The sequence below is a fragment of the Janthinobacterium sp. PSRC1-1 genome (assembly GCF_049897525.1).
Taxonomy (GTDB): domain Bacteria; phylum Pseudomonadota; class Gammaproteobacteria; order Burkholderiales; family Burkholderiaceae_D; genus Janthinobacterium; species Janthinobacterium tructae.
In genome coordinates this window covers 254,088-280,125 of the sequence record NZ_JAFCWK010000002.1, presented here as the reverse complement: position 1 = coordinate 280,125, position 26,038 = coordinate 254,088, and the positions used below count along the sequence as shown (strand labels likewise).

General features: G+C 63.9%; 24 protein-coding genes. 10 read left to right on the top strand and 14 right to left on the bottom strand.

Annotated features, from left to right (window positions below; all coding sequences use genetic code 11):
* Positions 1–39 precede the first annotated feature (39 nt).
* From ACP7DW_RS04875 to ACP7DW_RS04845, 7 genes are all read right to left on the bottom strand, one after another.
* The gene (locus ACP7DW_RS04875) at positions 40–849 is read right to left on the bottom strand and encodes a transglutaminase family protein (RefSeq protein WP_426054139.1); all 810 of its coding nucleotides are present in this window, start codon (positions 847–849) and stop codon (positions 40–42) included.
* On the bottom strand, positions 849–1,793 hold the full coding sequence (locus ACP7DW_RS04870; protein ID WP_298402283.1) for an alpha-E domain-containing protein: 945 nt from the start codon (positions 1,791–1,793) through the stop codon (positions 849–851). Before ACP7DW_RS04870 ends, ACP7DW_RS04875 begins: the two co-directional genes overlap by 1 nt.
* Positions 1,787–3,241: a circularly permuted type 2 ATP-grasp protein gene (locus ACP7DW_RS04865; protein WP_426054138.1), complete on the bottom strand. Its 1,455-nt coding sequence runs from the start codon at positions 3,239–3,241 to the stop codon at positions 1,787–1,789. The genes ACP7DW_RS04870 and ACP7DW_RS04865 overlap by 7 nt, the downstream gene beginning before the upstream one ends.
* A gap of 135 nt (positions 3,242–3,376) precedes the next feature.
* Positions 3,377–4,516 (bottom strand): sensor histidine kinase, encoded by a 1,140-nt coding sequence (locus tag ACP7DW_RS04860; RefSeq protein WP_426054137.1) that lies wholly within the window; start codon positions 4,514–4,516, stop codon positions 3,377–3,379.
* 86 nt (positions 4,517–4,602) lie between these two features.
* Positions 4,603–5,484, bottom strand: coding sequence for a hypothetical protein (locus ACP7DW_RS04855; protein WP_426054136.1), 882 nt, complete (start codon positions 5,482–5,484; stop codon positions 4,603–4,605).
* A gap of 80 nt (positions 5,485–5,564) precedes the next feature.
* Positions 5,565–7,766: a TonB-dependent receptor gene (locus tag ACP7DW_RS04850; protein WP_426054135.1), complete on the bottom strand. Its 2,202-nt coding sequence runs from the start codon at positions 7,764–7,766 to the stop codon at positions 5,565–5,567.
* A 34-nt stretch (positions 7,767–7,800) separates the two neighbouring features.
* The gene (locus tag ACP7DW_RS04845) at positions 7,801–8,007 is read right to left on the bottom strand and encodes a hypothetical protein (RefSeq protein ID WP_426054134.1); all 207 of its coding nucleotides are present in this window, start codon (positions 8,005–8,007) and stop codon (positions 7,801–7,803) included.
* On the opposite strand from ACP7DW_RS04845, the gene ACP7DW_RS04840 reads away from it, so the two are divergent.
* The 3 genes from ACP7DW_RS04840 to ACP7DW_RS04830 all read left to right on the top strand — a co-directional run bounded on the left by ACP7DW_RS04840 (position 8,001) and on the right by ACP7DW_RS04830 (position 10,975).
* Positions 8,001–8,669, top strand: coding sequence for a hypothetical protein (locus ACP7DW_RS04840; RefSeq protein WP_426054133.1), 669 nt, complete (start codon positions 8,001–8,003; stop codon positions 8,667–8,669). The genes ACP7DW_RS04845 and ACP7DW_RS04840 overlap by 7 nt on opposite strands.
* Positions 8,670–8,783: 114 nt before the next feature.
* Positions 8,784–9,734, top strand: coding sequence for a 2-hydroxyacid dehydrogenase (locus tag ACP7DW_RS04835; RefSeq protein ID WP_426054132.1), 951 nt, complete (start codon positions 8,784–8,786; stop codon positions 9,732–9,734).
* 56 nt (positions 9,735–9,790) lie between these two features.
* Positions 9,791–10,975 (top strand): low temperature requirement protein A, encoded by a 1,185-nt coding sequence (locus ACP7DW_RS04830; RefSeq protein WP_426054424.1) that lies wholly within the window; start codon positions 9,791–9,793, stop codon positions 10,973–10,975.
* A 27-nt stretch (positions 10,976–11,002) separates the two neighbouring features.
* Here ACP7DW_RS04830 and ACP7DW_RS04825 read toward each other — a convergent pair whose 3' ends face one another.
* On the bottom strand, positions 11,003–11,533 hold the full coding sequence (locus ACP7DW_RS04825; RefSeq protein WP_426054131.1) for a GNAT family N-acetyltransferase: 531 nt from the start codon (positions 11,531–11,533) through the stop codon (positions 11,003–11,005).
* A gap of 91 nt (positions 11,534–11,624) precedes the next feature.
* On the opposite strand from ACP7DW_RS04825, the gene ACP7DW_RS04820 reads away from it, so the two are divergent.
* Complete coding sequence (locus ACP7DW_RS04820; protein WP_426054130.1) at positions 11,625–12,191, top strand: helix-turn-helix domain-containing protein; 567 nt, start codon at positions 11,625–11,627, stop codon at positions 12,189–12,191.
* A gap of 13 nt (positions 12,192–12,204) precedes the next feature.
* Here ACP7DW_RS04820 and ACP7DW_RS04815 read toward each other — a convergent pair whose 3' ends face one another.
* Positions 12,205–13,098: a LysR family transcriptional regulator gene (locus tag ACP7DW_RS04815; protein ID WP_426054129.1), complete on the bottom strand. Its 894-nt coding sequence runs from the start codon at positions 13,096–13,098 to the stop codon at positions 12,205–12,207.
* A gap of 63 nt (positions 13,099–13,161) precedes the next feature.
* Here ACP7DW_RS04815 and ACP7DW_RS04810 point away from each other — a divergent pair, with 63 nt between their 5' ends.
* The 3 genes from ACP7DW_RS04810 to ACP7DW_RS04800 all read left to right on the top strand — a co-directional run bounded on the left by ACP7DW_RS04810 (position 13,162) and on the right by ACP7DW_RS04800 (position 16,684).
* A complete protein-coding gene (locus ACP7DW_RS04810; RefSeq protein WP_426054128.1) occupies positions 13,162–14,667 on the top strand; it encodes an MFS transporter in 1,506 nt (501 codons plus the stop codon).
* A gap of 98 nt (positions 14,668–14,765) precedes the next feature.
* Positions 14,766–16,334: an EAL domain-containing protein gene (locus ACP7DW_RS04805; protein WP_426054127.1), complete on the top strand. Its 1,569-nt coding sequence runs from the start codon at positions 14,766–14,768 to the stop codon at positions 16,332–16,334.
* Positions 16,331–16,684 carry a hypothetical protein gene (locus ACP7DW_RS04800; protein ID WP_426054126.1) on the top strand — a complete coding sequence of 118 codons (354 nt, stop codon included), beginning with the start codon at positions 16,331–16,333 and terminating at the stop codon, positions 16,682–16,684. The genes ACP7DW_RS04805 and ACP7DW_RS04800 overlap by 4 nt, the downstream gene beginning before the upstream one ends.
* A gap of 3 nt (positions 16,685–16,687) precedes the next feature.
* On the opposite strand, the gene ACP7DW_RS04795 is transcribed toward ACP7DW_RS04800, so the two are convergent.
* The 3 genes from ACP7DW_RS04795 to ACP7DW_RS04785 form a co-directional block, all read right to left on the bottom strand.
* Positions 16,688–18,040: a serine hydrolase gene (locus tag ACP7DW_RS04795; RefSeq protein ID WP_426054125.1), complete on the bottom strand. Its 1,353-nt coding sequence runs from the start codon at positions 18,038–18,040 to the stop codon at positions 16,688–16,690.
* Positions 18,041–18,164: 124 nt separating this feature from the next.
* Positions 18,165–19,538, bottom strand: coding sequence for a serine hydrolase (locus ACP7DW_RS04790; RefSeq protein WP_426054124.1), 1,374 nt, complete (start codon positions 19,536–19,538; stop codon positions 18,165–18,167).
* An 11-nt stretch (positions 19,539–19,549) separates the two neighbouring features.
* Positions 19,550–20,524, bottom strand: coding sequence for a VirK/YbjX family protein (locus ACP7DW_RS04785; protein ID WP_426054123.1), 975 nt, complete (start codon positions 20,522–20,524; stop codon positions 19,550–19,552).
* Between the two features lie 141 nt (positions 20,525–20,665).
* On the opposite strand from ACP7DW_RS04785, the gene ACP7DW_RS04780 reads away from it, so the two are divergent.
* Both ACP7DW_RS04780 and ACP7DW_RS04775 read left to right on the top strand, forming a co-directional pair.
* Positions 20,666–20,827 (top strand): hypothetical protein, encoded by a 162-nt coding sequence (locus tag ACP7DW_RS04780; RefSeq protein ID WP_426054122.1) that lies wholly within the window; start codon positions 20,666–20,668, stop codon positions 20,825–20,827.
* Positions 20,824–21,375 carry a hypothetical protein gene (locus ACP7DW_RS04775; protein ID WP_426054121.1) on the top strand — a complete coding sequence of 184 codons (552 nt, stop codon included), beginning with the start codon at positions 20,824–20,826 and terminating at the stop codon, positions 21,373–21,375. The genes ACP7DW_RS04780 and ACP7DW_RS04775 overlap by 4 nt, the downstream gene beginning before the upstream one ends.
* Positions 21,376–21,420: 45 nt before the next feature.
* Here the strand turns inward: ACP7DW_RS04775 and ACP7DW_RS04770 are convergent, their stop codons facing one another.
* On the bottom strand, positions 21,421–22,443 hold the full coding sequence (locus tag ACP7DW_RS04770) for a DNA-binding protein (protein WP_426054120.1): 1,023 nt from the start codon (positions 22,441–22,443) through the stop codon (positions 21,421–21,423).
* 221 nt (positions 22,444–22,664) lie between these two features.
* Between ACP7DW_RS04770 and ACP7DW_RS04765 the strand changes: the two genes are divergently transcribed.
* The gene (locus tag ACP7DW_RS04765; RefSeq protein ID WP_426085191.1) at positions 22,665–23,684 is read left to right on the top strand and encodes a tyrosine-type recombinase/integrase; all 1,020 of its coding nucleotides are present in this window, start codon (positions 22,665–22,667) and stop codon (positions 23,682–23,684) included.
* A 115-nt stretch (positions 23,685–23,799) separates the two neighbouring features.
* Here the strand turns inward: ACP7DW_RS04765 and ACP7DW_RS04760 are convergent, their stop codons facing one another.
* Positions 23,800–24,108: a hypothetical protein gene (locus tag ACP7DW_RS04760; protein ID WP_426054118.1), complete on the bottom strand. Its 309-nt coding sequence runs from the start codon at positions 24,106–24,108 to the stop codon at positions 23,800–23,802.
* Between the last annotated feature and the right edge of the window lie 1,930 nt (positions 24,109–26,038).

Here is a 26,038-nt window from a genome sequence, read left to right as displayed (position 1 = left end):
CCACCTGCTGGCAAGGCCCGGCCAGCCTCATTCTTGCCACTACACGGGCACGATCTGCACGTCGACTCGTAAGGTTTCCGTGCCGCCACCCTGGCGCACGCCGCGCACGGGCGCCGCCGAATCGTAGTCGCGCCCGATGGCCAGGCGGCAATACGCATCCGTCATCAGCCGCGCGTGGGTCACATCGATGCTGACCCAGCCCGCGAAATCCGGGTCTTCCGTCCAGGCATCGACCCAGGCATGGCTGGCCGCATGGCCCGTCGTGCCCGGATCGATGTAGCCGGACACATAGCGCGCCGGAATGCCCCAGGCGTGGCAGCAGGCGAGGAACAGATGCGCGTGGTCCTGGCACACGCCGCGCCCCAGGGCCAGCGCGTCGCCGGCCGTGGTGGTGACCATGGTGGCGCCACTTTCATACGCCACCTTGCCGACGATATGCTCGGCCAGGCGCAGCAAGTGGCCGGTGCCCGCCGTCACGCGCCGGTCGGGCAGGCTGGCGGCCGCCAGTTCCAGAATAGCGGGGTTGGCCTGCGTCAGGGCTGTCGGCATGGTAAACAACAGCGGCGACAAGGTATCGATCAGGTTCAGGCGTCCCTTGTGCGGGTAGATGGTTTCCACCACGCCGTGCGCCACCAGGCTCAGCGACTGGTGGCTGCCGTTGATCGTCAGCATGTGCGACAAATTGCCGTAGGCATCCGTGTAGGCGTGGCACCGGCCCGGCGTGGCGATGTGCCAGGACAGGGCGCGCTGCTGCGGCTCGATACGCGGCGTCAGGTGCAGCTGCTGGATGGTGTAGGCCAGCGGCGCACTGTAGGCGTAATGGGTTTCGTGGCGGATAGTGAGCTGCATCAGGCCGCCAGGGGAACGAGGAAGTCGCGGCTGACGCGGTTGCCCAGCTCGTAGATGTTTTCCAGAAACTCCGTCAGGGTCAGGTGCAAACCCGCCTTCATGATGTCGTCGATATGGCCGAATTTCAGCTCCGCATGCAGTTTTCCCGCAAACCTTTCCGTATCGGCCGACACGTCATTGCGGATATGTTTTAAGTTTTCCACCACGTCATCCATGCAGGCAAGCAAGGACCTGGGCATGTCGCCGCGCAGCATCAGCAGTTCCGCCACGCGTGCCGGCGTGATGACGTCGCGGTAGACCTTGCGGTAGATTTCGAAGCCGGAAACGGAGCGCAGCAGCGCCGCCCAGTAGTAAAAGTCGCGCTGGGTGATGTCTTTCGAGGTGTCGCGCGCGCCGTGGAACTTCACGTCGAGGATGCGCGCCGTGTTGTCGGCCCGCTCCAGGAAGGTGCCCAGGCGAATGAAGTGGATCGCCTCGTCCTTGAGCATGGTGCCCAACGTGACCCCGCGCGACAGATGCGAGCGGTATTTGACCCATTCGAAGAAGGCGCTGGGGTCCGTTTCCAGCAGATTGCTGTTCAATCGCTTCTGCATGTCGAGCCAGGTGGCGTTCTGGATTTCCCACACTTCCGTCGTCAGGGTGCCCCGCACGGCGCGGGCGTTTTCGCGCGCGCCCGTCAGGCAGGCGAGGATCGACGACGGGTTGTTCGGGTCGCGCACCATGAAGTCGAGCACGTCGCGCGTGTGGAAGCGGCCATATTTGTCATCGTAGGCGCTTTGCAGCTCGGAAATGCCCAGCGTGGCGCGCCAGCCCTGTTCCGCGTCCTGCTCGGACTGGGGCAGCATGGACGTTTGCATGTTGACGTCGAGCATGCGCGCCGTGTTTTCCGCCCGCTCCGTGTAGCGGGCCATCCAGAACAAATGATCGGCGGTGCGGCTCAGCATGTTTTTTCTCCTGCAAAAGCGGATGTATCTTCGAGTACCCAGGTATCCTTGGTGCCGCCCCCTTGCGAGGAATTGACCACCAGCGAGCCTTCGCCGAGCGCCACGCGGGTCAGGCCGCCGGGCACCATGGAAATGGTCTTGCCAGACAGCACGAACGGGCGCAGATCGATGTGGCGCGGCGCGATGCCGGCCTCCACATACGTGGGGCAGGCGGACAGGGCGAGGGTCGGCTGGGCGATGTAGCCGCCCGGATTGGCCAGCAGGCGCTGGCGGAAATCCTCGATCTGCGCGGCGCTCGACGCCGGTCCCACCAGCATGCCGTAGCCGCCCGCGCCATGCACTTCCTTGACGACGAGTTTTGCCAGGTTCGCCAGCACGTAGGACAGGTCGGCGCTCTTGCGGCACTGGTAGGTGGGCACGTTGTTGAGGATCGGTTCCTGCGACAGGTAGAATTTGATCATGTCGGGCACGAACGGATAGATCGACTTGTCGTCGGCCACGCCCGTGCCGATGGCGTTCGCCAGCGTCACTCGTCCCGCGCGATACACGGACAGCAGGCCCGGCACGCCCAGCGAGGAGTCCGAGCGGAAGGCCAGCGGGTCGAGGAAATCGTCGTCGACGCGGCGATAAATCACGTCGACGCGCTTGGGGCCGCGCGTGGTGCGCATGTACACGGAATTGTCGTTGACAAACAGATCCTTGCCTTCGACCAGTTCCACGCCCATCTGCTGGGCCAGAAACGCATGTTCGAAGTAGGCCGAGTTATACATGCCCGGTGTCATGACGACGACCGTGGGGTCATCGACGCCCATCGGCGCGACGGAGCGCAGGTTGTCAAGCAGCATGTCCGGGTAATGGTCGACGGGGGCGATGCGGTTGCGGGCGAACAGTTCCGGGAACAGCCGCATCATCATCTTGCGGTCTTCCAGCATGTAGGACACGCCGGACGGCACCCTTAAATTGTCTTCCAGCACATAAAATTCGCCCTGGCCCGCGCGCACGATATCGACACCGGCGATGTGGGCGTAAATGTCGGAAGCGACGGCGATACCCTGCATTTCCGGGCGGTACTGGGCATTCTTGTAGATTTGCTCGGCGGGAATGATGCCCGCCTTGATAATGTTTTGCTCATGATAAATATCATGGATGAACATGTTCAAGGCTTGCACGCGCTGCACCAGGCCCGTTTGCATCTGTGCCCATTCGGCGGCGGGAATGATGCGCGGGATGGTGTCGAACGGAATCAGGCGTTCCGTGCCGGCATCGTCGCCATACACGGCGAAGGTGATGCCGACGCGGCGGAACGTCAGGTCGGCCTCGGCCCGCTTGCGGGCGATGGTCTCGGGCGATTGCTGCGCCAGCCAGCTGTCAAATTCACGATAGTGTTCACGTACCTTGCTGTCCGCCCCCACGTCATTTGCAGTCATTTCATTGAAAAAATTTGCCATGTTGTGATTTCCCTTGAGCCGTGTCTATGTATAGCTCAGCAGGAAGCGTGCCAGTCAGGCGATGGCCGGAAAGTGCAATCATGACCACTTTTGTGGCGTTCACGGGGCATGCGCACCGCTTTGGTGCGCACGGCGTCAGTTTCTGGGGCTATCGGCCGCAGGCACGAAGGGGCGGCAATCGATGGGCAGGTCGAGGATGAAGGTGGTGCCCGCTTGCGGCGAGCTGTCGACGGCCACGCTGCCGCCATGGCTTTCGGCCACGTTCTGCACAAAGGGCAGGCCGATGCCCCAGCCGGGTGCGGGCGCGTGGTTGTCGCGCCGCAAGTAGTCGAAGATGCGCGCCATCTGCTCCGTGGCGATGGCGTGGCCACGGTTGTGGACGGTTAGTATCATGCGTTCGTGGGCGTGCGCCACGTGCACGGCGATGGGGCTGTCGTCGCCATATTTGACGGCATTGCTGATCAGGTTTTCCAGCGCGCGGCGCAGCGAGTTTTCGCACCACCAGCCCGTGACGGACTGGCCCGTGAGCACGCAGCGGCCAGATTGTTGCAGGTTGACCTGGCCGCACACGGCTTGCGCCAGCGGCAGGATGTCGAACTGGCTCAAGGCCAGCGGCAGGCGCTGGCCCCGCTGGTAGCTGAGGGTATCGAGCAATTCCTCGATCATCGCGTCGAGGCGCTTGCTCTGTTCGCCGATCTTGCGTGCCAGCTCCTGCACCCTGGCAGGGTCGGCTTGCAGCTGCAGCAACTGGGCGCTGGTGGCGATGACGGCCAAGGGGTTGCGCATGTCGTGCGACAGGCCGGCGGCGATGCGGCGCCGGAAACTTTCATGCATGGCCGTGAACTCGCGTATCGATTCGCGGATGCCCGTGTCGATCGAATCGTTGATGATGCGCCAGTCGCGCCGCCGCAGGGACACGCCCGCCTCGAGGGCGACGGCGGCGAAGCAGTCGCGGAAAATCTGGTATTCCTGGATCACCTGTTCCGGCCCGTAATCGGTCATGCGCGCCCGTTCATTGCCATGCACGGCCGGCACGTTGCTGTTGCTGGCGGCGTTTTCGCGCGCATGGCCCGGGGTCAGCGCCTCGGCCAGGTTGTCGAAGAAGGCGGGCAGGGTGTTGATCAATATGGGTGTGAGCAATTGTTCGGCGCCGCGCACGCTGGCGCGCACGCGATGTTCCCATTCGGCCAGCACGGCATCGCGCAAGGCGAAGATGCGTTGCGCGCGCTGGAGCGGCCGCGGCGGCGCAAGCGGATGTTCAGTCGAGAGCGACACGCTTCCTCCAAGGCAGAACGGCGCACCAGCCATGCTGGCCGCACCGCATGCCGTCAGTATCCTCCTATTGGGTGGCGCGCACGCCCTTATTGGGCGCTGTCGGGCGGCGACATGATATGGGTCAAACGGGCCAACGTAGCGGACCAGGTTTCCAGCGAAAAGTTTTGCGGATCATCATGACCGTTCGCATAGCCCGTATCGAGCACGGCGTGGAAGGCGGGGATCAGCCACGTGCCCTTGCGTACGCTGGCGGCGATATACAAGAGGGCCAGGCGCTCGTATTGCGCGGGCGTAAAACCTGGATCGGGCGCCAGGCCGTCGTTGCCCTTGCCGCCGCCGGGTACGGAGCGGCGCGGCTGCACCAGTTCCACGTGCAGGAACAGGCCGGTCAAGGAAGGCTTGTCCTTTTCCAGCTTGCTGGCGTAGCCGGCCGTGCCAAAGTCGCGCACCGACAATGAATCGCCGAGGCGGTTCACGTAGACATGGCCTTTCGGGCCGCCGCCCAGCGCCGGATTGCGCAAACTAAAATCGTTGAAATCCCAGCTGGCGTCGTTGATGTGGCCGGGAATGGTTTCTAACAAGAAATTCGGATAGCTGGTGTCGTGGATGACGAAATAGCGGGCCATGGGCGCGGCCAGCCGGCCCACGGCGCGCGACAGGGGCGCGTCGACGGCGCCGCCCACGTCGGCCTCGGCTATGCCTTGCACGGCCAGCCAGGCGCGCAGGCGGGCCGGGGCGATGCCCGTGCGCTGGCCGATGCGGGCGGCAAGGAAGTGCGGCAGCGGCGCGCTGTCGCCCAGGCGCGCATACAGTTTCACCGGGCGCAGCAAGCACGTGGCTTGCGCCCGCGCATCGCCCTTGAAACCGCTCTTCCAGGCGGCATACGGGCAGGCGGCTTGCTTTTGGGCAAGGGCGGTGCTGGCGGTGGCGAAGAGCAACAGGGAGAGGAGGGCGGGGCGCAGTGTCATGCGCGCATTGTCGCCCAAGCACAAGCGATTGCACAGGGGCGCACGCGGCGCGGCGCCCCTGCCGGGCATGGAATTGCCGTTTAGAAGTTGACCGAGGCGGAGACGACGACGGTGCGCGGCGCGGCCAGCACCAGCGAGCCGATATTGAAGGACGACACGGCCGACGACCAGTAATTGCGGTCCGTCACGTTGTCCACGCGGGCGCGCAAGGTCACGTCATGGCCCGCCACTTGCGTCAAGTAGCGCGCGCCGATGTCGAGGCGCGTCCACGATGGCAGTTGCTTGCTGTTGGCCAGGTCCGCATATTGCGTCGAGGTGTAGATGCTGCGGGCGTTCAGGCTCAAGCCTGACGCGCCGGGCACGTCCCATTCGCCGCCCACGCTCACCTGGGTTTCCGGCGCGCCGATGGGGCGCTTGCCATTGTTGGCGGCCACGCCGGTCTTGCTTTGCTGCGCATCGAGCCACGTCAAGCCACCCAGCAGGCGCACGCCCTGCATCGGCGTGCCGAAAATCGACAATTCCAGGCCTCGGTTGCGCTGCTCGCCAGCCAGTTCGGCGCGCTTGCCGACCACGGCCAGCAAAGGCTTGCTAGTCGTGAACAGGGCGGCGCTCATGCCCAGCTTGCCGCCGTCATACTTGACGCCGATTTCCTTTTGCTTCGATTTGTACGGCGCAAACACCTCGCCCATGTTCTCGACATTGAGCTGCTGGCCGTTTTCCACATACGTTCCCGTGGCCGCCGGTCCCTTGACCAGCGCCTCGATGTAGTTGGCGTACAGCGACACGTTCTTGCTGGTTTTGAAGACGATGCCTGCCACGGGCGTCGTGGCGCTCTCGTCATAGGCCTTGCCTTGCAGCGCCGCGGTGTTGTAGTCGTAACCGGCATCCTTGATCTGCTGGCGGCGCAGGCCCACGGTCAGCAGCAGCTGGTCGTCGAGGAAGGCCATGGTGTCGGCCAGGGCATAGCTGCTGAGGATGGTTTTCTGGGTGATGCGCGGGTCGCTCATGCTGCCGCCCGTATAGGGGGTTGCCGGCGCGGCGACATTGACGGGCGCATCAATATTGGTGGCAAACGCGTCGCCGATGGCATACGCATTCTTCGCTTCATTCCAGTGCCCGGACCAGCTGGCCACCAGCGTATGCTTGACGGCGCCCGTGACGAGCTTGCCGCGAATGCCCACTTCGCCCGTGCGGATTTCCTGCTTGCGCGCATTGTCGAAGCGCGACACCGTGGCGTCGCCATGGATCGAGGTCAATGACGGCTCGGCCAGACTGTTGGCTTCCCTGGTCGAGCGGGAGCCAAATGCGGCCCAGCCCACCACTTCCCTGGCAAGGTCCACCTCGGCGCGTGCCGTACCGAACACATCGTGTTCCTTCGAATAGCTCCAGGGCTGGGCGAAGTTCTTCGAGGCATCGGGCGCGCCAGGCAGCACGGCCACGCTGCCAATGCCGACGGATGGACGGGGCGACGTCAGGTCGACATTCTGGTAGCCGGCATCGGCCGACAAACGATAGCCGCGGCCGCGATAATCGAGGCCGACCGAAAACATGCCCACGTCGTGGTCTTCGCGCTGGATGCCCGTCTCGCCCTGGCGCTTGGCGGCGTTTACGCGCACGCCAAACTCCTGGTTGTCGCCGAAGCGGCGCGCCACGTCGATGGCCGCATAGGCGTGGCCGCCCGATTCCACGCCCACGGTCAATTCCGTCAGCGGTGTGTTGCCGGCGCGCTTGGGCATCAGGTTGATGGCGCCGCCGATGCCGCTGCCGCCCGGCGCGGCGCCATTCAGGAAGGCGCTGGCGCCACGGAACACTTCCACGCGTTCGAGCAATTCCGGCGATACATATTGACGGGGCAGCACGCCGTACAGGCCGTTATACGCCACGTCATCGGAATCGAGGGCGAAGCCGCGGATCACATACACTTCCTGGAAATTGCCATAGCCGCGCGACATGCGCACGGCCGGATCGCTCTGCAGCAAGTCGCCCACGCTGCGCGCTTGCTGATCGGCAATGAATTGCTGCGTATAACTGGTGCTGCCGAATGGCGCGTCCATCATGTCCACGGCGCCGAGTATGCCCATGCGCCCGCCGCGCGCCACCTGGCCGCCCGCATATGCCTTCGACAAACCTTCCGCCGAGGCATCGGCGGAGGCGTTCACGAGCACCGTGGGCATGGTTTGCGCGGCACTGTCTGCCGACGAGGTTTGGGCATGGGCGGCGCTGCTGGCCAGCAGGAAGGCGGCCAGGGCGAACGGGGTAGGGGCGAGGCGGAAGGTGCGCATGGAGTTATCTGGATATTAATGAGAATGATTATCATTATATTCCAGCGTGGCGCAGCGCGTGGGAAAGTGTGAGAATGTCATAAAAAAAGTCGCCATTCGTACAACACCAGGCGGGCCAAGGCACTGGAATCTGGCGCAAAAGGGCGCGCCGGACGATACCTTGTGGATTGATCAATGCTTGCAGCTCCATTTCGCTAAAATAGCCCATCGCGCCCGGCGCCCACAGGAAACCGCATGCCATTGCACCGCCATCTACAGACCGCCTCCCTGCGCATACGGCGGGGCTTGAGCTTGAAAGGCGCGGCCGTCGCGCTGATCCTGGCCATGCACGCGCTGGGCCTGTACTTCCTCTTGCTGCCGGCGCGGCAGCTCAAGCAATACACGGAAGTGGCTTTCATGACACTGCTGCCGTCCCGGCCGCCGCAGACGCCGCCGAGGGCCTTGCCGCTGCCCATGCCGGTGCCCTTGCCGCGCGCGCGGGCCAGCGTGCCGCCCGTCACCGTTGCGCCACCGGCCGTGGCTGCGGAAGCCATCACGGCGCCCGCCGAGGATTTCCCCGCCGCGCCGTCCACGGCGCCGACCGGCCCGGACTTGCGCACGCGCGCCCGGCTGGCGGCAGGCGCCGCCGACAAGGCCTTGCGTGGCGAACTGAAACAAGACCAGCCCTGGCTGGCCGCGGCCGACCTGAAGAGCGAAAGCAACTTCCAGAAGCTGGTCGCCTCCGCCTGGCGCGGCGGCCCCATCATCCGCGTGGAGGAAGTCCTGACGGCCGATGGCCGCCCCGCCACGCGCGTCGTCAGCGCCGGCGGCGCCACGTGCTATGGCCTGGATGCAAATCCGGGTGCGGGCGCCGACCCGTTCAAGACGGGCGGCAAGGTCAAACGCGTGCCTTGCCCGGGCTAAAGACCGCGCGGCGGGCAGGGTTTTAGGGGCGCTAACAGGCGATGCCAGCCCCCGCAGGGTCGCAAATATGCTAAGTTGCGTCTGCAAATCTTGCCGATACCGACCCGGACGCCCATGCCACCCGAACTCCTCATTCTCGCCCCCAGTCCCTCGGCTGCCGTCAACGCGCAGCTGGAGCAGCAATATACCTGCCACCACGCCTGGCAAGTGCCTGCGGACGAGCGCCACGCCTGGCTGGCCGAACGCGCGCCGGCGATCCGCGCCGTCGTCACCACGGGCGCGCTGGGCTTGAGCGACACCGACATGGCCTTGCTGCCGCATCTGGAAATCATCGCCGTCAACGGCGTGGGTCTCGACGGTTTGGCGCTCGATGTGGCACGCCAGCGCGGCATCACCGTCACCACCACGCCGAACGTGCTGACGGACGACGTGGCCGACGTGGCGCTGGCCTTGCTACTGGCCAGCGCGCGGCACATCGTGTCGCTCGACCGTTTCGTCCGCGACGGCGGCTGGGAACGCCGCGAGGCCATCGCGCCAGCCTCCAGCCTGCGCGGCAAGACGGCCGGCATCTTCGGCTTCGGCCAGATCGGGCAAGCCATCGCGCTGCGCCTGGCCGCCTTCGGTATCCACGTCCGCTACTTCCAGCCGCGCGCCATTGCCGGCACGGCCGTGCCACGTGCCGCATCCCTGCTGGCCCTGGCGCAGGAAAGCGATTACCTCTTTGTTTGCGCGCCGGGCACGCCCGCCACGTGCCAGAGCATCGACCGCAGCGTGCTCGACGCGCTCGGTCCGCAAGGCACCCTGATCAACATCGCCCGTGGCGCCTTGATCGACGAAGACGCCCTGATCGCCGCCTTGCAGGATGGCCACCTGGGCGCGGCCGGTCTCGACGTGTTCGCCGACGAGCCGCGCGTACCAAACGCCTTGCGCGCCTTGCCGAACGTGGTGCTGACGCCGCACGTCGGCAGCCTGACCGTCGAAACGCGCCATGCGATGGGGCAGCTGGTGGTCGCCAACCTGGCCGCGCACTTCGCCGGCTTGCCTTTGTTGACGCCAGTCACATGATAAGAGTCGCCAGTTAACCGTTTTAATCAAGCTTGAATGAAAGAGTAGCCATGGAATTGAGAAAATCGCTGTTGCGCACGCGCGGCGGGCAAGACAGCGGCAAGGTGGGCATGATCGAGCTGTTCTTCGATCTGGTGTTCGTGTTTGCGGTCACGCAACTGTCGCATGGCTTGCTGGCGCATTTGAGCGCCATGGGCTGGCTGCAGACGGGCTTGCTGCTGATGGCCGTCTGGTGGGTGTGGATTTTTACGTCGTGGATCACCAACTGGCTCGATCCCGAGCGCATTCCTGTGCGCATCAGCCTGTTTGCGCTGATGCTGGGCGGGCTGATCATGTCCGCCTCGATCCCCGAAGCGTTTGGCACGCGCGGCCTGGGTTTTGCGCTCGCCTATGTGGCCATGCAGGTGGGCAGGCCCCTGTTCGCCTGGTGGGCCGTGCGCCATGAAGCGCTGGCGCGCCGCCGCAATTTCCAGCGCATCGCCCTGTGGGCCGTGCTGTCCGGCATTTTCTGGATCGCCGGCGGTATCGCGTCGCCCGAGCAGCGCCTCTTCTGGTGGGGCGCGGCCCTGCTGATCGACCTGGCCGGTCCCTGGATGCAGTTCGGCTTGCCGGGCCTGGGCCGTTCCTCGACGGCCGACTGGGATGTCGATGGCGGCCACATGGCCGAGCGCTGCGGCCTTTTCGTCATCATCGCCCTCGGTGAATCGCTGCTGGTGACGGGCGCCACGTTTGCAGGCCTGGAATGGACGCCCGGCAACTGGCTGGGCTTTTTGTCGGCCCTGGTCGGCAGCATCGCCATGTGGTGGATTTACTTTGACACGGGCGCCGAGGCGGGCCACCACCGCATCGCCCATTCGAAGGACCCGGGCCGCATCGCCCGCAAGGCGTACACGTATATTCACGTGCTGATCGTGGGCGGCGTGATCGTTTCCGCCGTGGCCGACGAGCTGGCCCTGGTGCATCCGGATGAAGCGAGCTTCGCCGGCATCAGCGCCTTGCTGGGCGGTCCGATCCTGTATCTGCTGGGTAATGCGCTATTCAAATGGGTCAGCAATGACCGCGCCACGCCGCCGCTGTCGCATCTGCTGGGCATCCTGATCATTCTGGCGCTGATCCCGATGGCCTACGGTCGCCTGTATTCACCGTTGACCCTGGCTTGCATCACCAGCTGCGTGCTGGTTCTGGTGGCCGTGTGGGAACACATGGCGCTGCGCCGTCCGCCACCGGAAATCGATCCCTGATACGCGATCCCTGACGCCTGCCTGACCTTAGCCGGGCGGCGCAATGCCGTCCGGATCGCTGCGCGTGTCGAGCTGCAGTTGCAGGAACGCCAGGTCCAGCCAGGCGCCGAACTTGGTGCCCACCTGGCGCATCAAGCCCACTTCCGCAAAGCCCAGCTGCTTGTGCAGGGCGATCGAGCCGGCATTGCCCGCTTCGATGCCCGCCACCATCACGTGCTTGCCCAGGCCGCGCGCCCGCGCGATCAATTCCCCCATCAAGGTCTTGCCGACGCCGGCGCCGCGGCGATCGGCGCGCACATACACGGAATGCTCGACCGTATGGCGAAAACCTTCGAACGGGCGCCAGTCGCCGAACGAGGCGTAACCGGCGACAGTTCCTTGCGCATCGATGGCGACCAGCACCGGATAGCCGGCCCGCTGGCGGTCGGCCAGCCAGGCGGCGCGGTTTGCCGCATCGACCGTCCGTTCATTCCAGATGGCCAGGGTATTGCTGACGGCATCGTTGTAGATGGCCGTAATGGCCTCGATGTCGCCCGCATGGGCATCGCGTATGTGCATATTGTTCTCCTTGCTGGTCGTCTACTATAATGGACAAATCATAGATTGCAGCCGACGACTTGTCCAACAGAATCCGAATGGAATCCGATACATGTCCACTAAACCAGACGAATTGAACCAGCGCATCGGCGCCAGGGTGCGCCTTGAGCGGGAAAACCTGGGCTGGTCGCTGACGCAGCTGGCGGCCCGCTCGGGCGTGTCACGCGCGATGGTGCACAAGGTGGAACGCGGCGATTGCAGCCCCACGGCCACCTTGCTGGCGCGGCTGTCGGGCGCCTTCGGCCTGAGCATGTCGGAACTGATCGCCCGTGCCGAGATGCGCGCGGGGCGCTTGCTGCGCAAACTTGAGCAGCCCGTGTGGATCGACCCGCAGAGCGGCTATGTGCGGCGCCACGTGTCGCCCGCGTCCGACATGCCGCTCGACCTCGTGCATATTACCTTGCCGCCGGGCGCCGTGGTGGCCATGCCGGCCGCCGCCTATGTGGCGCGGCGCCAGCTGATCTGGTCGCTCAGCGGAAGTCTGGTGTTCATCGAAGGCGAGACGCGCCACGTGCTGGACGCGGGCGACTGCCTGGAACTGGGGCCGCCGGCCGACTGCGTGTTCATGAATGAAACGGACACCGCTTGCACCTATGCCGTGGCCGTATTGAAAAACTGAGGCTACGCCAGCGTTACAGCGCCGCCGCCCGCAACTGGGAGATGAAGGCGCGCGCGGCGGGCGCCTGCTCGTGGCGGCGGAAGGCCACGGCGATTTCCGAGCTGATTTGCGGCGCCGCCAGCTCGCGAAATACCACGTCGGGCAATTGCACGCTGGCCATCACCGAGTGGGGCACGATGGCGCAGCCCACGCCCAGCGACACTTCCGTCAGCACGGCCACCAGGCTGCCGGGGCGCGACACCACCTGCGCCGCAAAGCCGCCGCGCCGGCTCACTTCCAATGTCCCCAATTCCTGTTCCGGCACGATGAACGCCTGCTGCGCCAGCGCGGCCGGTTCCGCCACATCGAGGCGGGCCAGCGGGCTATCCGCCTGCACGGCCAGCACGAAGCGGTCGCGCAGCAACACCACCATATCGATGCCGTCCGGCAAGTGCAGGGGCGGGCGCACGAAGGCCAGGTCGACGCGGCCCTGGTCCAGCAAACCGGGCAGGGCATCCATCGCCTGTTCGCGCGCACCGATATGGATGCCGGGGTGGCTGGCGCGAAAGCGGGCAAACTGATCTTGCAGCACGCCGGAATAGGCGGCCGAGGCCACGTAGCCGATTTCCAGCCGTCCCAGTTCGCCCCGCCCGGCGCGGCGCGCCACGTCCTGCGCCTGCGCCAGCTGGTCCAGCGCGCGCGCAGCCTCGATGACGAACAATTCTCCGGCGGCCGTCAGGGCCACGGCGCGCTTGCTGCGCTGGAACAGGCGCGTGCCCAGCAGCTGCTCCGTTTCCTGCACCTGCTTGGTCAGCGCGGGCGGCGAAATGCCCAGTTCCGCGGCGGCCCGCGCAAAATGCAGGCTGTGCGCCACGGCCAGCACGCAGCGGAAATGCCGCAATTCCATGTCTTTGTCTGTATTCACCATGGGTGAATTATAAGGCGCTTGTCTTATAACAGAAAATAATACAAGCCTGCTTAAAATACAGGCATGAAAAATACCAACTGGACCTTATATACCTGCTCGGGCGTGTGCGCGCTGATCATGCTCGACACCAACGTGGTGGCCGTCTCGCTGCCCTCGATCGCCCGCTCGCTCAACGCCAGCTTCGTCGACGTGGAATGGGTGGTCAGCGCCTACATGCTGGCGTTCGCCTCGTTCCTCTTGCCGGCCGGCAGCATCGCCGACCGCCTGGGACGGCGCAGGGTCATGCTGTATGGCCTCGCCGTGTTCGCGCTGGCCTCGCTGCTGTGCGGCCTGGCGTGGACGCCGTTCGTGCTCAACGTGGCGCGCGCCATCAAGGGACTCGGCGCGGCGCTGCTGCTGACGTCCGCGCTGGCCGTCATCGGCCACACGTTTCACGCGGAAAAGGAGAGGGCGCGCGCCTGGTCGGTGTGGGGCGCGGCCATGGGCGTGGCCATGACGGTGGCGCCGCTGTTGGGTGGCCTGATCACGAGCGCCATCAACTGGCGCTGGATTTTCTACCTGAACCTGCCCGTCGTCGCGATCCTGATGCTGCTGGTAAGCAGGCACGTGGACGAATCGAAGGATGCCTCCAACGCCAGTTTTGATCCATTGGGCGCGCTGCTGTTTTCCGCCGGCCTGTTCTGCATCATCTGGGGCTTGATCGACGCCAGCGTGGCGGGTTGGTCCAGCCATGCCACCATGCTGCGCTTCGCCGCCGGCGCGGCGCTGCTGCTGGTCTTCGTGCTGGTGGAGCGGCGCCAGCGCGCGCCGATGGTCGATTTGTCCCTGTTCGGCCGGCGCGTCTTCGTCGGCGCCGTGCTGGGCATGTTCGGCTACGCCATCGCCGCGCAGGTGATGATGACCTTTTTGCCCCTGTATTTGCAGAACGCCTTCGGCTTTTCCGCCGTGCTGGCCGGCTGCGCCATGCTGCCGTTCGCCGTCGCCATGGTGGTACTGTCGCGGCTGGCGCCGCGCGCCATGCGCCACCTGGATGACCGCGGCATCCTCGTGACGGGCTTGCTGATCGTCGCCGTGGGCAACGTCGCCACAGCCTTGGCCGCCGCCAGCCTGCAATATGGCTGGGTGGCGGCCGGCATGGTGGTCACGGGGGCGGGCGCGGGTTTACTCAACGGCACGACGCAAAAGGCCATCCTCGCCTGCATCCCGCGCGAGCGCACGGGCATGGGCTCGGGCATCAGCACCACCACGCGTTTCGTCGGCATCGTGCTGGCCGTGGGCGCGCTGGGCGCCGTGCTGGCCATGCGCACGGCGGCCTCGTTCGAGCAACTGGCGTGGCTGCACGGCTTGAAGGCGTCGCCCGAAATGATCGGGCGCATCGTCGCCGGCAACGCGGCCGAGGCCTTTGGCCAGCTGCCGCCCGCGCTGCAGGCCGTGGCGCGGGAAGCGGCGCGCCACGCCTTCATCGATGGCTTTGCCAGCGTGCTGTACCTGGCTGGCGGCCTGGCGGCCGTGGTGGCGGCGCTGGTCTTCGTGCTGGCGCGGCCCGTGCAAACAGCGGGAAAAGTGTAACTGTTCAGCATGATGCGTGTGCGCCGGCCCCGCTTGTAATATGATGCCATCAGGAAATACATGGCATTCGTATAACAACAGTTCATCGGAGAGGCGCTATGCGCAGGAAACGCATCATCATTATCAGCGTGCTGGTCGCCGTCATCGGCGTGGTCGCTCCCCTGAGCCTGGCCTTTCACCTGTCGTCTGCGCGCGCCGAGCTGGGCGAGCAGGAACGCCTGCGCCTGTTCGCCGCCTACGCGCTCGAGCGCGCCCACCGTACCATCGCCACGGCCAGCATGGCCCTGCGCAGCGCCGATGCGCTGGACCTGGCGCCATGCTCGGAAGCGCATATCCAGCAGCTGCGCCGCATCACCATCACCACGCGCAGCATCGACGATATCGGCTATGTGGAAAACGGCTTGCTCAAATGCACTTCCATGGGCATGGAGGACGAGCGCATCGCCGTCACGCCCGCCGATTTCATCATGGCCGACGGCATGGGTCTCGATTTCAACCTGCACCCCGTCGTCAGCGGCGGCAAGCGCATGGTGGGCCTATCCTACCGCGCGTATAAAGTGCTGATCGATCCCGTGCGCTTTTCCGACCTCATCGTCGACAGCGATATCCAGATGGCCGTGGCCATCGGCAAGAATAGCGTGCTCGACACCTTGCACCATCCGGACCCCGCGCAAGTGCAGGCCTTGCTTGCCGGCACGGGGGCGAAGGGCAAGCTGACGCACGAGGACAGCATCCATGCGCTGCTGTACCGCGATGGCTTGACGGCCGTGATGATCGAGCCGCGCAGCAAGCTCAACGACAGGCTGCGGCGCGAACAGTTGCTGCTCTTGCCGCTGGGCCTGCTGATGGCCGCCTTCATCGTCGGCATCGTCGTGTGGCTGTCGCGCCGGCGCCTGTCGCTGATGGGCGAACTCAAGATCGCCATCGAGCGGCGCGAATTCTTTGTCCATTATCAACCGATTATCGCGCTCGACACGGGCGTGTGCGTGGGCGCCGAGGCGCTGATACGCTGGCGCCGTCCCGACGGCAGCATGGTACGGCCCGACCTGTTCATCCCCGTGGCCGAGGAAAGCGAACTCATCCTGCCTATCACCGATCAGGTGATCGCTTGCGTCATCGCCGACATGCGCGCCGCGCTGGTGGCTGACAGCGCGCTGCACATCGCCATCAACCTGTGCGCCAGCGACATCGAGACGGGCCGGGTGCTCGACGTGCTCGAACGTGCCCTGGCCGGCACCGGCATCGAGGCGCAGCAGATCTGGCTGGAAGCGACGGAGCGCGGTTTCATCAACGTGGAGGCGGCGCGCGCCACCATTGAAAAGGCCCGCGCACGGGGCCATGCCGTGGCCATCGACGACTTCGGCACCGGTTATTCGAGCCTGTCGAGCCTGCAAAACCTGCCGCTCGACGCCCTGAAAATCGACAAGTCCTTCGTCGATACCATCGGCACGGACGCGGCCACCAGCAGCGTCACGCCGCACATCATCGCCATGGCGCGCACCCTGAACATGCTGATCGTGGCCGAAGGCATCGAAACGCAGCAGCAAGCCGACTATTTGCGTGAACGCAAGGTCGAATTCGGCCAGGGCTGGCTGTTTGCCAAGGCGCTGCCGGCGGCCGAATTCCTCGGTTTTTACGCCACCCGCCGCATGCCGACTTCCACATGAGCCAGCAACGCTTTCCCTATCCCTTGCAGCCGCTGCGCGTACCGGGCGGCTGGCACATCACCGTCAACACCCTGTTCGAGGTGGAACCTGGCCCGGATACCATGGAATGGTTCAGCAGCGCGCTATTGCTGTGGGGCCATTGCCGCGACAGCGGCTACTGCTTCAACTCGCACTTCGAGCCGGAAGACGATCCGCAAGGAGAATTCGTGCTGGAGATGGCCAAGGTGGAATACGACCGCCACGGCAAGATCGTCCAGGGCAGCGACGCCTTCCTGGGCGAGTTTCGCACGCGCAGCAAGGCGGCGTTTGTCGCCCGGGTCGAGCAATTCATGCAAGACCCGGCCGCCTGAACGCTACTGCTTGCGCGGCAAGACCACGTCCTGTCCGCCTTGCGTGAGCACGGCGCTGACGATCTTGCCCGCCGCATCGCGCGTAAACGCCAGTTCCGCGTCGATGGCGCGGAAAAAGAATTGGTCTTTCGCGCTGGCAAACAGGGGCGCCGAGCCGACGCCCGTGCCGGCCGCTTCCAGGCCCTGCTTGCCCAGGGTCACCGTCAAGGTGAAATCGGTGCCCATTGGATACTCGCCCACATACTCGTTCAAGGCGGCGCGCGGCAACTCGATGGTCGTTTGCGGCTTTTTCAGCGGCGGCAAGGGCGTGCCGGGCAGCAGGGTCGACAAGCCCAGGGCGTCGACGTCGCGCGCCGTGTTCGTCAACACCACCACGCCCCGCTTGCCGTCCGTCGTGAACGCCGCATAGCTGCTGTAGCCGCCCGTCTGGCCGCTGTGCCAGGCGTAGCTTTGTCCCTGTCGCTGCTCCAGCAGCCAGGCCAGGCCGATTTTCGTTGCGCCGTCCGGCGTAACCGGCCGCTGCGGCTGGATCGCCAGCGCATACGGGCGCAGCGGCTTGAACATATACGCTTGCAGGTAGGCAACCATGTCGCGCGCGCTCGAATACACGCCGCCGGCCGGCGCCACCACGTTCAACTCCCAGGCCGGTGTGGGCTCGCCCGACAGCAAATGGCCGGGCGCCAGGCGCGCCAGCATGCCGTGGCTGGGCGTGTTCGAGGTCGAGCGCATGCCCAGCGGCACGGCGATGCGCTTTTGCAGCAGCGCTTCATAGCTGCTGCCGGCCTGCGCCGCCAGGGCCGTGCCCAGCACGGCATAGCCGATGTTCGAATAGTCGAAGGCGCTGCCGGGCGCGCGGGGCAGGCGGTAGGCGGCGAGAAACTGCCGCTGCTTCGCTTGCGTATAGTCGGCATACGGATTGGCCGGGTCTTTCGGCGCGAAGTTGTCGGGCAGGCGCGGCAGCGAAGAATAGTGCGTGGCCAGGTCGAGCAGGCTGATCGTCTTGCCGTCGAAGGCGGGCAGCGTATAGCCCGGCAATAAAGTGGCTACCGGCTCGTCAAGTTTGACCTTGTTCTCGGCGACGGCATCGGCCAGCAGCAAGGCCGTCATGGTTTTGGTGACGGAACCGATCTGGTAGACGGTGTCGGCGCCCGGTTTGATGTTCTTGCCTGGCTGCACGCTGCCAAAACCGTAGACGGTGCTGTGCTTGCCGTCGATGACGGCAATGACGATGCTGGCGTGCATGCCCGTGCGCGTGAGCGCTTCCGCGCGCTGGCGCACGGCGTCGTCGAGGACGGGCGCGGCCAGGGCAGCGGTGCCGATGAGGCAAAGGGGGAGGAGGGCGAAAGTGGGTGTCATGGGAACCTTGTCCAGGGTGGGCCGAATGCACGTCGGCGCCTGGATAAGGTGGCTGGCGTGCCCTGGGAAGGATACGGCGCCAACATGAAGGCCGCCTGAGTTTTATGGCACTTTTACCGCTTTGCTAAGGTTTTCGCTTGCCCGGCAGCGCCTGGCCGTTCTGGTGCAGGACGACGCCCGTGATGGCGCCCTGGGCGTCGCGCTGGAATACCAGTTGCGCTTCGACCACCTTGTAAAAGAAGGTGTCTTTCGCGCTGGCGTACACGGGCGCTTCGCCCTGGCCCGTGGCGCCCACCAGCAAGCCGTCCGGACCCTGGCGCACGCTGAGGACAAACGTGGGCGCCAGCGCATACTGGCCCGCATATTGGGCCAGTTCGGCGGCGGCGATGGCGATTTCCTTCGGCGCCGGGGCATTCGGCGGCGGCAGGCTGCCGGGCAGCAGCACGCCCACGCCCAGCGCATCGACGTCGCGTGCCGTGCTGCTCAGCACCACCACGCCCCGCTTGCCGTCCAGCGTGTAGCCGGCAAAGCTGGCATAGCCGCCCGTCTGCCCGTTATGCCAGGCAAAAGGCTGGCCCTTGACCTGGTCGAGCATCCACGCCAGGCCGATCTTTTTCACGCCATCGCCATCGCCTTCGCCGGCCAGTACCTGGCGCGGCTGCACGGCCAGTTGCTGCGCGGGACGGGTCGCCTGCATGTATGATTGCATGTAGGCAATCATGTCGCGCGCGCTGGAACGCACGGCGCCGGCCCCCGCGATGGCCTGGAAGTCCCAGTTCTCGGCCGGCTTGCCGTCGGCCACGTGGCCCGGCGCGAGGCGCGCGCGCAGGGCGGGCGTCGTCACTGCCGAGCTGCTGGCCATGGCCAGCGGACGGAAAATGCGCGCTTGCAGCAGTTCCTCGTAGGACATGTTTGCCTGCGTGGCCAATGCCGTGCCCAGCAGGCCATACGCCAGGTTCGAGTATTCATACGCGGCGCCGGGCGCGCGCACCAAGGTATGGCCGGCCAAAAAGGCGCGCAGCTGGCCTTCGGCATAGTCGGCGTAGGGATTGCGCATGTCCGCCGGCGCCAGGTTGGCGGGCAGGCGGGGCAAGCCGGAAAAGTGCGTGGCCAGTTGGCCTACCGTAATTTTCTGACCCGCCAGCGCGGGGATGGCGTAGGCGGGCAGCAGTTCGGCCACTGGCTGATCCAGCTGCGCCTTGCCTGCCACGATGGCGTCGGCCAGCAGCAAGCCCGTCATGGTTTTCGTCACGGAGCCGATTTCATACACGGTATCGGCATCGGGCACGCCCTTGTCGCCAGGCCGCACGCGGCCGAAGCCGTACACGGCGCTGTCCTTGCCGTCGATCACGGCGATGACCAGGCTCGCATGCTTGCCGTCACGCACCAATGTTTCTGCCCGCTCACGCACGGCGGCATCGAGAGTGGGGGCGGCCAGGGCGGCGGCGCTGGACAGGGACAGCATGGGTAGCAGCAGGGTGTGCAAGCGGGGGAGCATCGTCGATTCCGTCAGGTAAGTGATTGATGGGAATACAGCATAACAGTTTCATTGACAAGATGGCCGTTTTGGCAAGATGACGCGGTGAGCATGGCCGCCAGCTGCGCGCGCATGTCGGCGGACATGCTGAGCAGCAATTCGCCACGCCGGCGCGCATCGGCGCGTTTCTTCGACGGCACCTCGGCCAGGTCGGGTGCCCGGTAGGGCAGGCAAGGCAAGTGATAATTACCGTCGCGCATGCGCAGGGCGTGCAATTCCTGCCACGCCTGATCGTAGTCGGCGGCGATATGGCGTCGCCTGCGCGCATTCAGGGCGATGCGGTTGTCATTGCTGATCAAAAACAGGTTATTGCAGGCAAAAAAGTCGCCGAAGTCGCGCAGGGCCGCCACCATCAGGTTTTTCGGACGGCAACCGTGCAGCGCCCGCGTGGCTTCCTTGACGGCCAGCTTGCCCGCCTCCGAGCGCAAGCCTTGCAGCGCGCCCAGCTGCAAGGAGACGCCGTCGGCGCGCGGCAGGAACAAAAAACTGGCCAGGTACAGGGGCTGGCCGTCGCGCGTCAGGCGCAGGCACAGTTCGCCCTCGCGGTAGCTGTCGTGGATGGCCGTCAGCTGCAAACGGTACAGCGCCCCATCCTTGCCTTCGAACGCGGCCAGCACCACGGGCTGGCGCGCGGCGCGCTCGACCAGCGTGCGCGCCCCGGCCTGCCACAAGAAGCGGTAATGCCCTTCCAGCAAGGCCAGGCGATCCGCGCAACCCAGCTGGCGCGAGGCGTACGGACGGTAAATCTTGAAGCGCAGGCAAGGATGCAGCTGCGCCAGCGAGCTCAAGCCGGGCATGCTGTCCAGGAAAGCTTGCCAGCGCGTGCGCTGGCGGGGAAAGAACAGGGCGCCCAGCGCCGCTTTCAGGCGGTGGCCACTGGCGCGGTGTGGTAGCACTGCGGGTAGCACGGCGGCGCCGTGGCGCAAGCTTAAAGCGATGTCATTCATGGTTCTGCCGGAAAATGGCAGGCGCTGCACAATGAGAGCCTTGCCAAGCTGAATGCTACGCAGGCAAGGTGAATTTCATCTTAAGAAGCTATTCCCTTGGGCATTTAGAGGGTGACAACTAAACATTCTCCTTCTGCTAATATGGACGGTTATGCTCGCCGTCCGTACCTTGACGCGACCACGCGCAGCGTCAAGCTGGCGACGGGAGAGGGCGAGCACTTCGATACCGCCGCAATCAAGGCGCTGATCCGCGCCGCCGTGGCGTTGAATACGACACCGAAACCAAAGCGGACGAACACTTGAGACATTATCTGTATATCTGGCACGACCCGGTGACGCGCATGATTGTCGCTTCCGGCATCGAATTGAAGGATGTGATCCCCGCGCTCCAGGACGCGGACGGCATCGTGCTGCGCAAGGGCGGCGCCGGCACGGCCAGGAAACCTGCCGCATGCCAGACGGTAGCGCGGCAGCAACTGGCGGCCCTGGCGCATGAAGATATGTATGCCTGCGGCAGCCATGCCTGGGCCGATTACCGGGGCGCGCCGCCGGCCCCCAGCGATGCGGAGGTGGCCGCGCTGCTCGGCCACCGTGGCGCGCTGACGCCGCTGCCGGCCTTGCGCGGCCGCTTTCTCGCCTTTGCCCACGACGACGGCTGGTATCTGAAGCTGTTGTATGCGGCATGGGACGACGTGGCGGCCTTGCTCGCCGGCGCCATCGCGCCAGCGCTGGGCACGCTCGACATGGATGCACTGCAACGGGGAGGCGATGGCTACTGGCTGCAAGACGGCGTGGTGAACCTTGAACTGACCACCCACGACATCGACAGCGTGCTGAATCGCCGCCTGTAGCCCGTCCTCAGGCCATCATATCAATCCCGGACCATGTAGACGGGTTCAAACATCGCGTTTCTCCTGGCTATCCATGAGCAGGGCCAGCCTGGCCGCCATGCCGGCATGGTCGCGCAGCAAGCCATCGCGCTCCTGCGCCAATGCGTCCATTTTCTGCTGCGCTATTTGCCCATGTTCCGCCAGCATGTCGAGCTGGCGGTCTTGCGCGGCCAGCGCCACCTTGGCGTCGTTCAGCGCCAGCAGGGCCGTATCGAGCTTGGCCAGCAGGGCGTCGGCGGACGCGGCCGCCTGCAGATACTGAAATTCGAACTGGTCGCGCTCGGGGCGCACGGTGGCCAGCGCGTCGCGGTCGGCGGCCGCTTCGCTCGATAAGCGTGTTTGCTCCGCCTGCAGCTGCGCCAGGCGCATGTCTTGCTGTACCAGAGTCGCTTGCTGGCCTTGCAGGCGCTGCTGCAACTGGGCGTTGTCCTGTTCCAGCCGGCTGATCCGTTGTTGCGCCTGCGCGCGTTCCTCGCTGCGCTGGGCGGCGGCCGCTTCCTGGTAATGGTCGAACTGCGAACGCACCTGCGCCAGCTGGCGATTCAGGGCGGCGATTTCCTCGCCCCGGTCGGCCAGACGCTGCGTCAGGCCCGCGTTGTCGCTGTGCAAGGTGGCCAGCGTGACGGCGCGAAAATGATGTTCTTCCTTCAGTTGTGCCAGCGCGTGCTGCGTGGCGCGCAATTCCTGGGTGAGGGCGGCGCGCGCCTCCGTCAGTTTTAGCCGATCCGTCTCCGTCTTTTTCAGCTTGTCCAGCGCCGCGTCGAGTTCGGCGCGATTCTGCTGCATGCCCGTTTCCAGCTGCTGCGCCACATCGCGCTGCTGCTTGTCATACACGCCGCGCATCGCTTCCATCAGCTCGGCCGGCAAGCCGGACTCCGTTTTCACGGCGCCCGCACCCTGAAATTCTTCCTTCCAGCGTTTTAACAGGGGAGCGATGGTGCTCTTGCTGCCCGTGCTGCCCAGCGCTTCACGCACGCTGTCGACCGTGGGATTGCGCCCATCGGCAGCGACGATTTGGGCTGCTTTCATAACATCAGAGTACAAAATGCCGGTGCGGGCCATGAAACCACCTATGAGCGAAATTTAGTAACGTATTACATGATACGTAATATCGCATAATATTACGATATAAATTTCAATGATTTTTGAAGAATATAAGTCACGATAAGATCGCTTATCGCGTGTTATGGGGGTGTTTGGCATGGTATTCTGTGTGTCTCCCAGTACAAAACCGCGATTTCGCCACCGCCATGCCCGATTTGCCCCTCCAGAAACGCCGTCTTGCCGTGCCGAAAAACACCACCATCGCCGTTGCACCGTTACACGGCGCCCTGATCGATGCCGAACTGGCCGCGCGCCACCAGGCGTTTCTCGCCGCCGCCACCTCGGACAACACGCGCCGCACCTACCGTTCCGCCATCCGCCACTTCCAGGCCTGGGGCGGGGCGCTGCCCGCCGACGAGTCGACCATCATCCGTTACCTGATGGCGTATGCGGACAGCCTGAACGCGCGCACCCTGGCCCTGCGCCTGACGGCGCTGTCGCAATGGCATGTGTACCAGGGCTTTGCCGACCCCGCGTCCACGCCCACCGTGCGCAAGACCCTGGCCGGCATCGGCCGCCTGCACGGCAAGCCGAAAAAGAAGGCCAAGGCCCTGCCATTGGAGGACCTGGAGCTGATCGTGTCCAGACTGGCCGCGCTGGGCAGCGTCAAGGCCTTGCGCGACAGCGCCTTGCTGCAACTGGGATTTTTTGGCGGTTTCCGCCGCAGCGAACTGGCGGGATTGACACTGGAAGACGTGAGCTGGGAGCCGCAGGGCATGGTGATCACCTTGCCGCGTTCGAAAACGGATCAACTGGGGGAGGGCATCGTCAAGGCGATCCCGTTCGGTGACGGCGTCTGCTGCCCGGCAACAGCCCTGCGCGCCTGGCTGGGCGTGGCGCATATCCGCACGGGGCCGCTCTTGCGCACCGTCAACCAGTGGGGCCATGTGGGAGCGAAGGGATTGCACGCCAGCAGCATCAACACCATCCTGGCAAGCTGCGCCAGGCTGGCGGCGCTCGATTACGTGCCGGAATTGTCGAGCCACAGCCTGCGCCGCGGCATGGCCACCAGCGCCCACCGCGCGGGCGCCGATTTCCAGGCCATCAAGCGCCAGGGCGGCTGGCGCCACGACGGCACCGTGCATGGCTATATAGAAGAGGCGGGGCGTTTTGAAGAAAATGCGGCCGGGAGTTTGTTGAAGGGGAAGAAGAAGGCGGCGGGCTGAGGCGCACGACAGCGCCTTGCCGGCATCGGTCTGGCAGCGAACAGGATGGACAGCCTGATGCTCGCACCATGGCCTAGTATGTCTGTTTTCGCCCCAAAGCCGACACTCATAATTTCTAGATATTTTCCTCGATATCGTCTTGCGTCGGGTAATGCGAGACTGCTAGCCCCAGTCCTAGCTCAGCAACATGCTGCACGAACGTAGACGAAAAATAGCTGGTTTGAGTTACAAATCCTGGCCGTGTCGAAACTGAAAAATCTAATGTTGCGTTCGCGACACCTGCAGCCGACACAAGTATGGAAATTGCGTTGTAATTCGTCGCCAGATACAACTCAGCATCGATGATTTGACGTGCAAAATCTTCAATTTCGGCATCACTAACATCGAAGTTAGCACCTGAATCAGTATGGAATCGGCCCTTCAAAAATCGCTCTTCTCCCTTTCACCAAGTAACGATGGGGATTAAATTTTGCCTTTGAAGCAGAGCATCGATATCAAGATGCTCACCGGACACGCTCAACACGCAGGACATCGCTATCTCCATTTCATGAATGACCGGAAGTGGCCGCTCGCGGCCCAACTTAACCCGGAAAGATTTGTTCTTTCAACACCGTGAACTTGGTCTCTCCAGTTACCGATTCTATGGACCAAGGCTTCTCAGTGCTCACCCGTACCAGGCTTCGTCCCAGTTCATCAATCCTTTCCTCTTCAATGACGCAGCCGATGTGCCCGGGGTGGGGGTAATGGCTCCGAGACATTCGTTCCCCCGTTCTTATGACGGGTTCTTTTTCGACGAATTCATGTCGTACGCCGTCAGCATCGGTAAGCACGCATCCTACCCATACCGGAAAGTGGTCGTCAACAACGCGCTCTATCTCCACTACCAAACTAATCATTGGTCGTATCCACGTCTATAAACCCTATTTTTTTCAGTGTCCGCTTCTGGCCGCTTGCCGTCGTTGGTAGGTTCCGCTCCATTACGGGTGTTCGCCAAGGCGTTCATCCAATCCGTCCGTCCGCCACATAATTAACATAAAATCAACTTCGCTGCTTTGGATTAGTCTAAATGAACCATTCCGTCCCAACCCGGGGGGGGCGCTGTCCCGGGCCACCGTGAGTCGACCTTGGGCTCGTTCGCACACAGGGAATTCATGACGAATTTACCGCTTGGCACTGCACGACAATCCCATCTCATATCGCCTCGATGAGAAATTTGGTCCCATGCCACGCGAATATCGCTCGGTAAGGGGAGGCGTGATTTTTCTGCGTCAGGGAATGTGTACTGCACTGCTTGAGTTACGTTAGCGGCCCAAGGTGCCCCATTAGCAACAGCGAAAGGCGCCGCTTCCGATTGAGATGCTGAGCACCCATAGAGCGCACTTGTCACTATGACCGCTAATACCGTCCCAAAATACTGATTCATCGTAATAACGTCCTGTTGTCGAATTCTTACCCGATCTGGGCAGTTCCGCTTTGGGCTAGCTGCTGCCTGATGCGACTGGCAGCTTGCAACACTAAGCGAAAGTAACTGATGTCTCGAATCGAGAAGGCATTAGCACTAGCTCTTCTCCCCTCTGTTGTACTAGCTGAAGCAGATACTGCTCGGCAACAGCGCGGTACTTTACATCGCTAAGCATTTTAGGCTGCTTGGGAATGACTGCTTCTGGCCGCATGCTGTCATCGCCGGGAGCGCAAGAGCGGTTGAGTCGAACCAATCAATCGGGAACCCAAATTTTTTTTCGGCACGGCTCGCACGTAAAGAAAAAGTAGGCCTAAGCAGACCCAAAAGCCATTTCTATAGATGCTCTCTCCCGGAAAAGTGAAGTTCAACATCGCACATAACAAAATCAAACTTGCGATCAACGACGCTCCCGCGAAGGCAAGTCGTCGTGCATTATGCTCAGTCATCATCTTCCCCCGGGGCACTTCGTTCAGTGCAGTATATGCGAAAGCGTGAATAGGTCTGCTTCTGGCCGGCTGCCGCCGCTAAGTCGCGCGGCTTGCAGATTTTGGCGGCCATGGTCGAATTGTACGAGACAGCTGTTCTTCAAGAGACCAGTTCAAGGGGCGAGCCGTAGAGTTAAACCAAGGGCTTCCCTTTGAAACCCATCGGTCATAGGGTTCTACGTTATCGTCATACCCAAACTCACAGCCGCAACAATCGCAGATTTCGTACGAGCATCGCAATTCTTCAATTGAAGGGTATCCAAGAGTTGGTCCGTATCCGCAAACCGGACAATAATCAATCATTTCAGCCTCTTCCTTTCTTGCACACAATTCTTGCCACTATATCATTCCCGAAGGGCCGCTTGTGGCCGGCTACCGTCGTTGCCAGGTACCGCCCCGAAACGGAT

Coding starts and splice junctions, on each gene's coding strand:
- ACP7DW_RS04875 (WP_426054139.1), bottom strand. CDS start 849: ATGCAGCTCACTATCCGCCACGAAACCCATTACGCCTACAGTGCGCCG.
- ACP7DW_RS04870 (WP_298402283.1), bottom strand. CDS start 1,793: ATGCTGAGCCGCACCGCCGATCATTTGTTCTGGATGGCCCGCTACACG.
- ACP7DW_RS04865 (WP_426054138.1), bottom strand. CDS start 3,241: ATGGCAAATTTTTTCAATGAAATGACTGCAAATGACGTGGGGGCGGAC.
- ACP7DW_RS04855 (WP_426054136.1), bottom strand. CDS start 5,484: ATGACACTGCGCCCCGCCCTCCTCTCCCTGTTGCTCTTCGCCACCGCC.
- ACP7DW_RS04850 (WP_426054135.1), bottom strand. CDS start 7,766: ATGCGCACCTTCCGCCTCGCCCCTACCCCGTTCGCCCTGGCCGCCTTC.
- ACP7DW_RS04840 (WP_426054133.1), top strand. CDS start 8,001: ATGCCATTGCACCGCCATCTACAGACCGCCTCCCTGCGCATACGGCGG.
- ACP7DW_RS04845 (WP_426054134.1), bottom strand. CDS start 8,007: ATGGCATGCGGTTTCCTGTGGGCGCCGGGCGCGATGGGCTATTTTAGC.
- ACP7DW_RS04835 (WP_426054132.1), top strand. CDS start 8,784: ATGCCACCCGAACTCCTCATTCTCGCCCCCAGTCCCTCGGCTGCCGTC.
- ACP7DW_RS04825 (WP_426054131.1), bottom strand. CDS start 11,533: ATGCACATACGCGATGCCCATGCGGGCGACATCGAGGCCATTACGGCC.
- ACP7DW_RS04820 (WP_426054130.1), top strand. CDS start 11,625: ATGTCCACTAAACCAGACGAATTGAACCAGCGCATCGGCGCCAGGGTG.
- ACP7DW_RS04815 (WP_426054129.1), bottom strand. CDS start 13,098: ATGGTGAATACAGACAAAGACATGGAATTGCGGCATTTCCGCTGCGTG.
- ACP7DW_RS04810 (WP_426054128.1), top strand. CDS start 13,162: ATGAAAAATACCAACTGGACCTTATATACCTGCTCGGGCGTGTGCGCG.
- ACP7DW_RS04805 (WP_426054127.1), top strand. CDS start 14,766: ATGCGCAGGAAACGCATCATCATTATCAGCGTGCTGGTCGCCGTCATC.
- ACP7DW_RS04800 (WP_426054126.1), top strand. CDS start 16,331: ATGAGCCAGCAACGCTTTCCCTATCCCTTGCAGCCGCTGCGCGTACCG.
- ACP7DW_RS04795 (WP_426054125.1), bottom strand. CDS start 18,040: ATGACACCCACTTTCGCCCTCCTCCCCCTTTGCCTCATCGGCACCGCT.
- ACP7DW_RS04790 (WP_426054124.1), bottom strand. CDS start 19,538: ATGCTCCCCCGCTTGCACACCCTGCTGCTACCCATGCTGTCCCTGTCC.
- ACP7DW_RS04785 (WP_426054123.1), bottom strand. CDS start 20,524: ATGAATGACATCGCTTTAAGCTTGCGCCACGGCGCCGCCGTGCTACCC.
- ACP7DW_RS04780 (WP_426054122.1), top strand. CDS start 20,666: ATGGACGGTTATGCTCGCCGTCCGTACCTTGACGCGACCACGCGCAGC.
- ACP7DW_RS04770 (WP_426054120.1), bottom strand. CDS start 22,443: ATGAAAGCAGCCCAAATCGTCGCTGCCGATGGGCGCAATCCCACGGTC.
- ACP7DW_RS04765 (WP_426085191.1), top strand. CDS start 22,665: ATGCCCGATTTGCCCCTCCAGAAACGCCGTCTTGCCGTGCCGAAAAAC.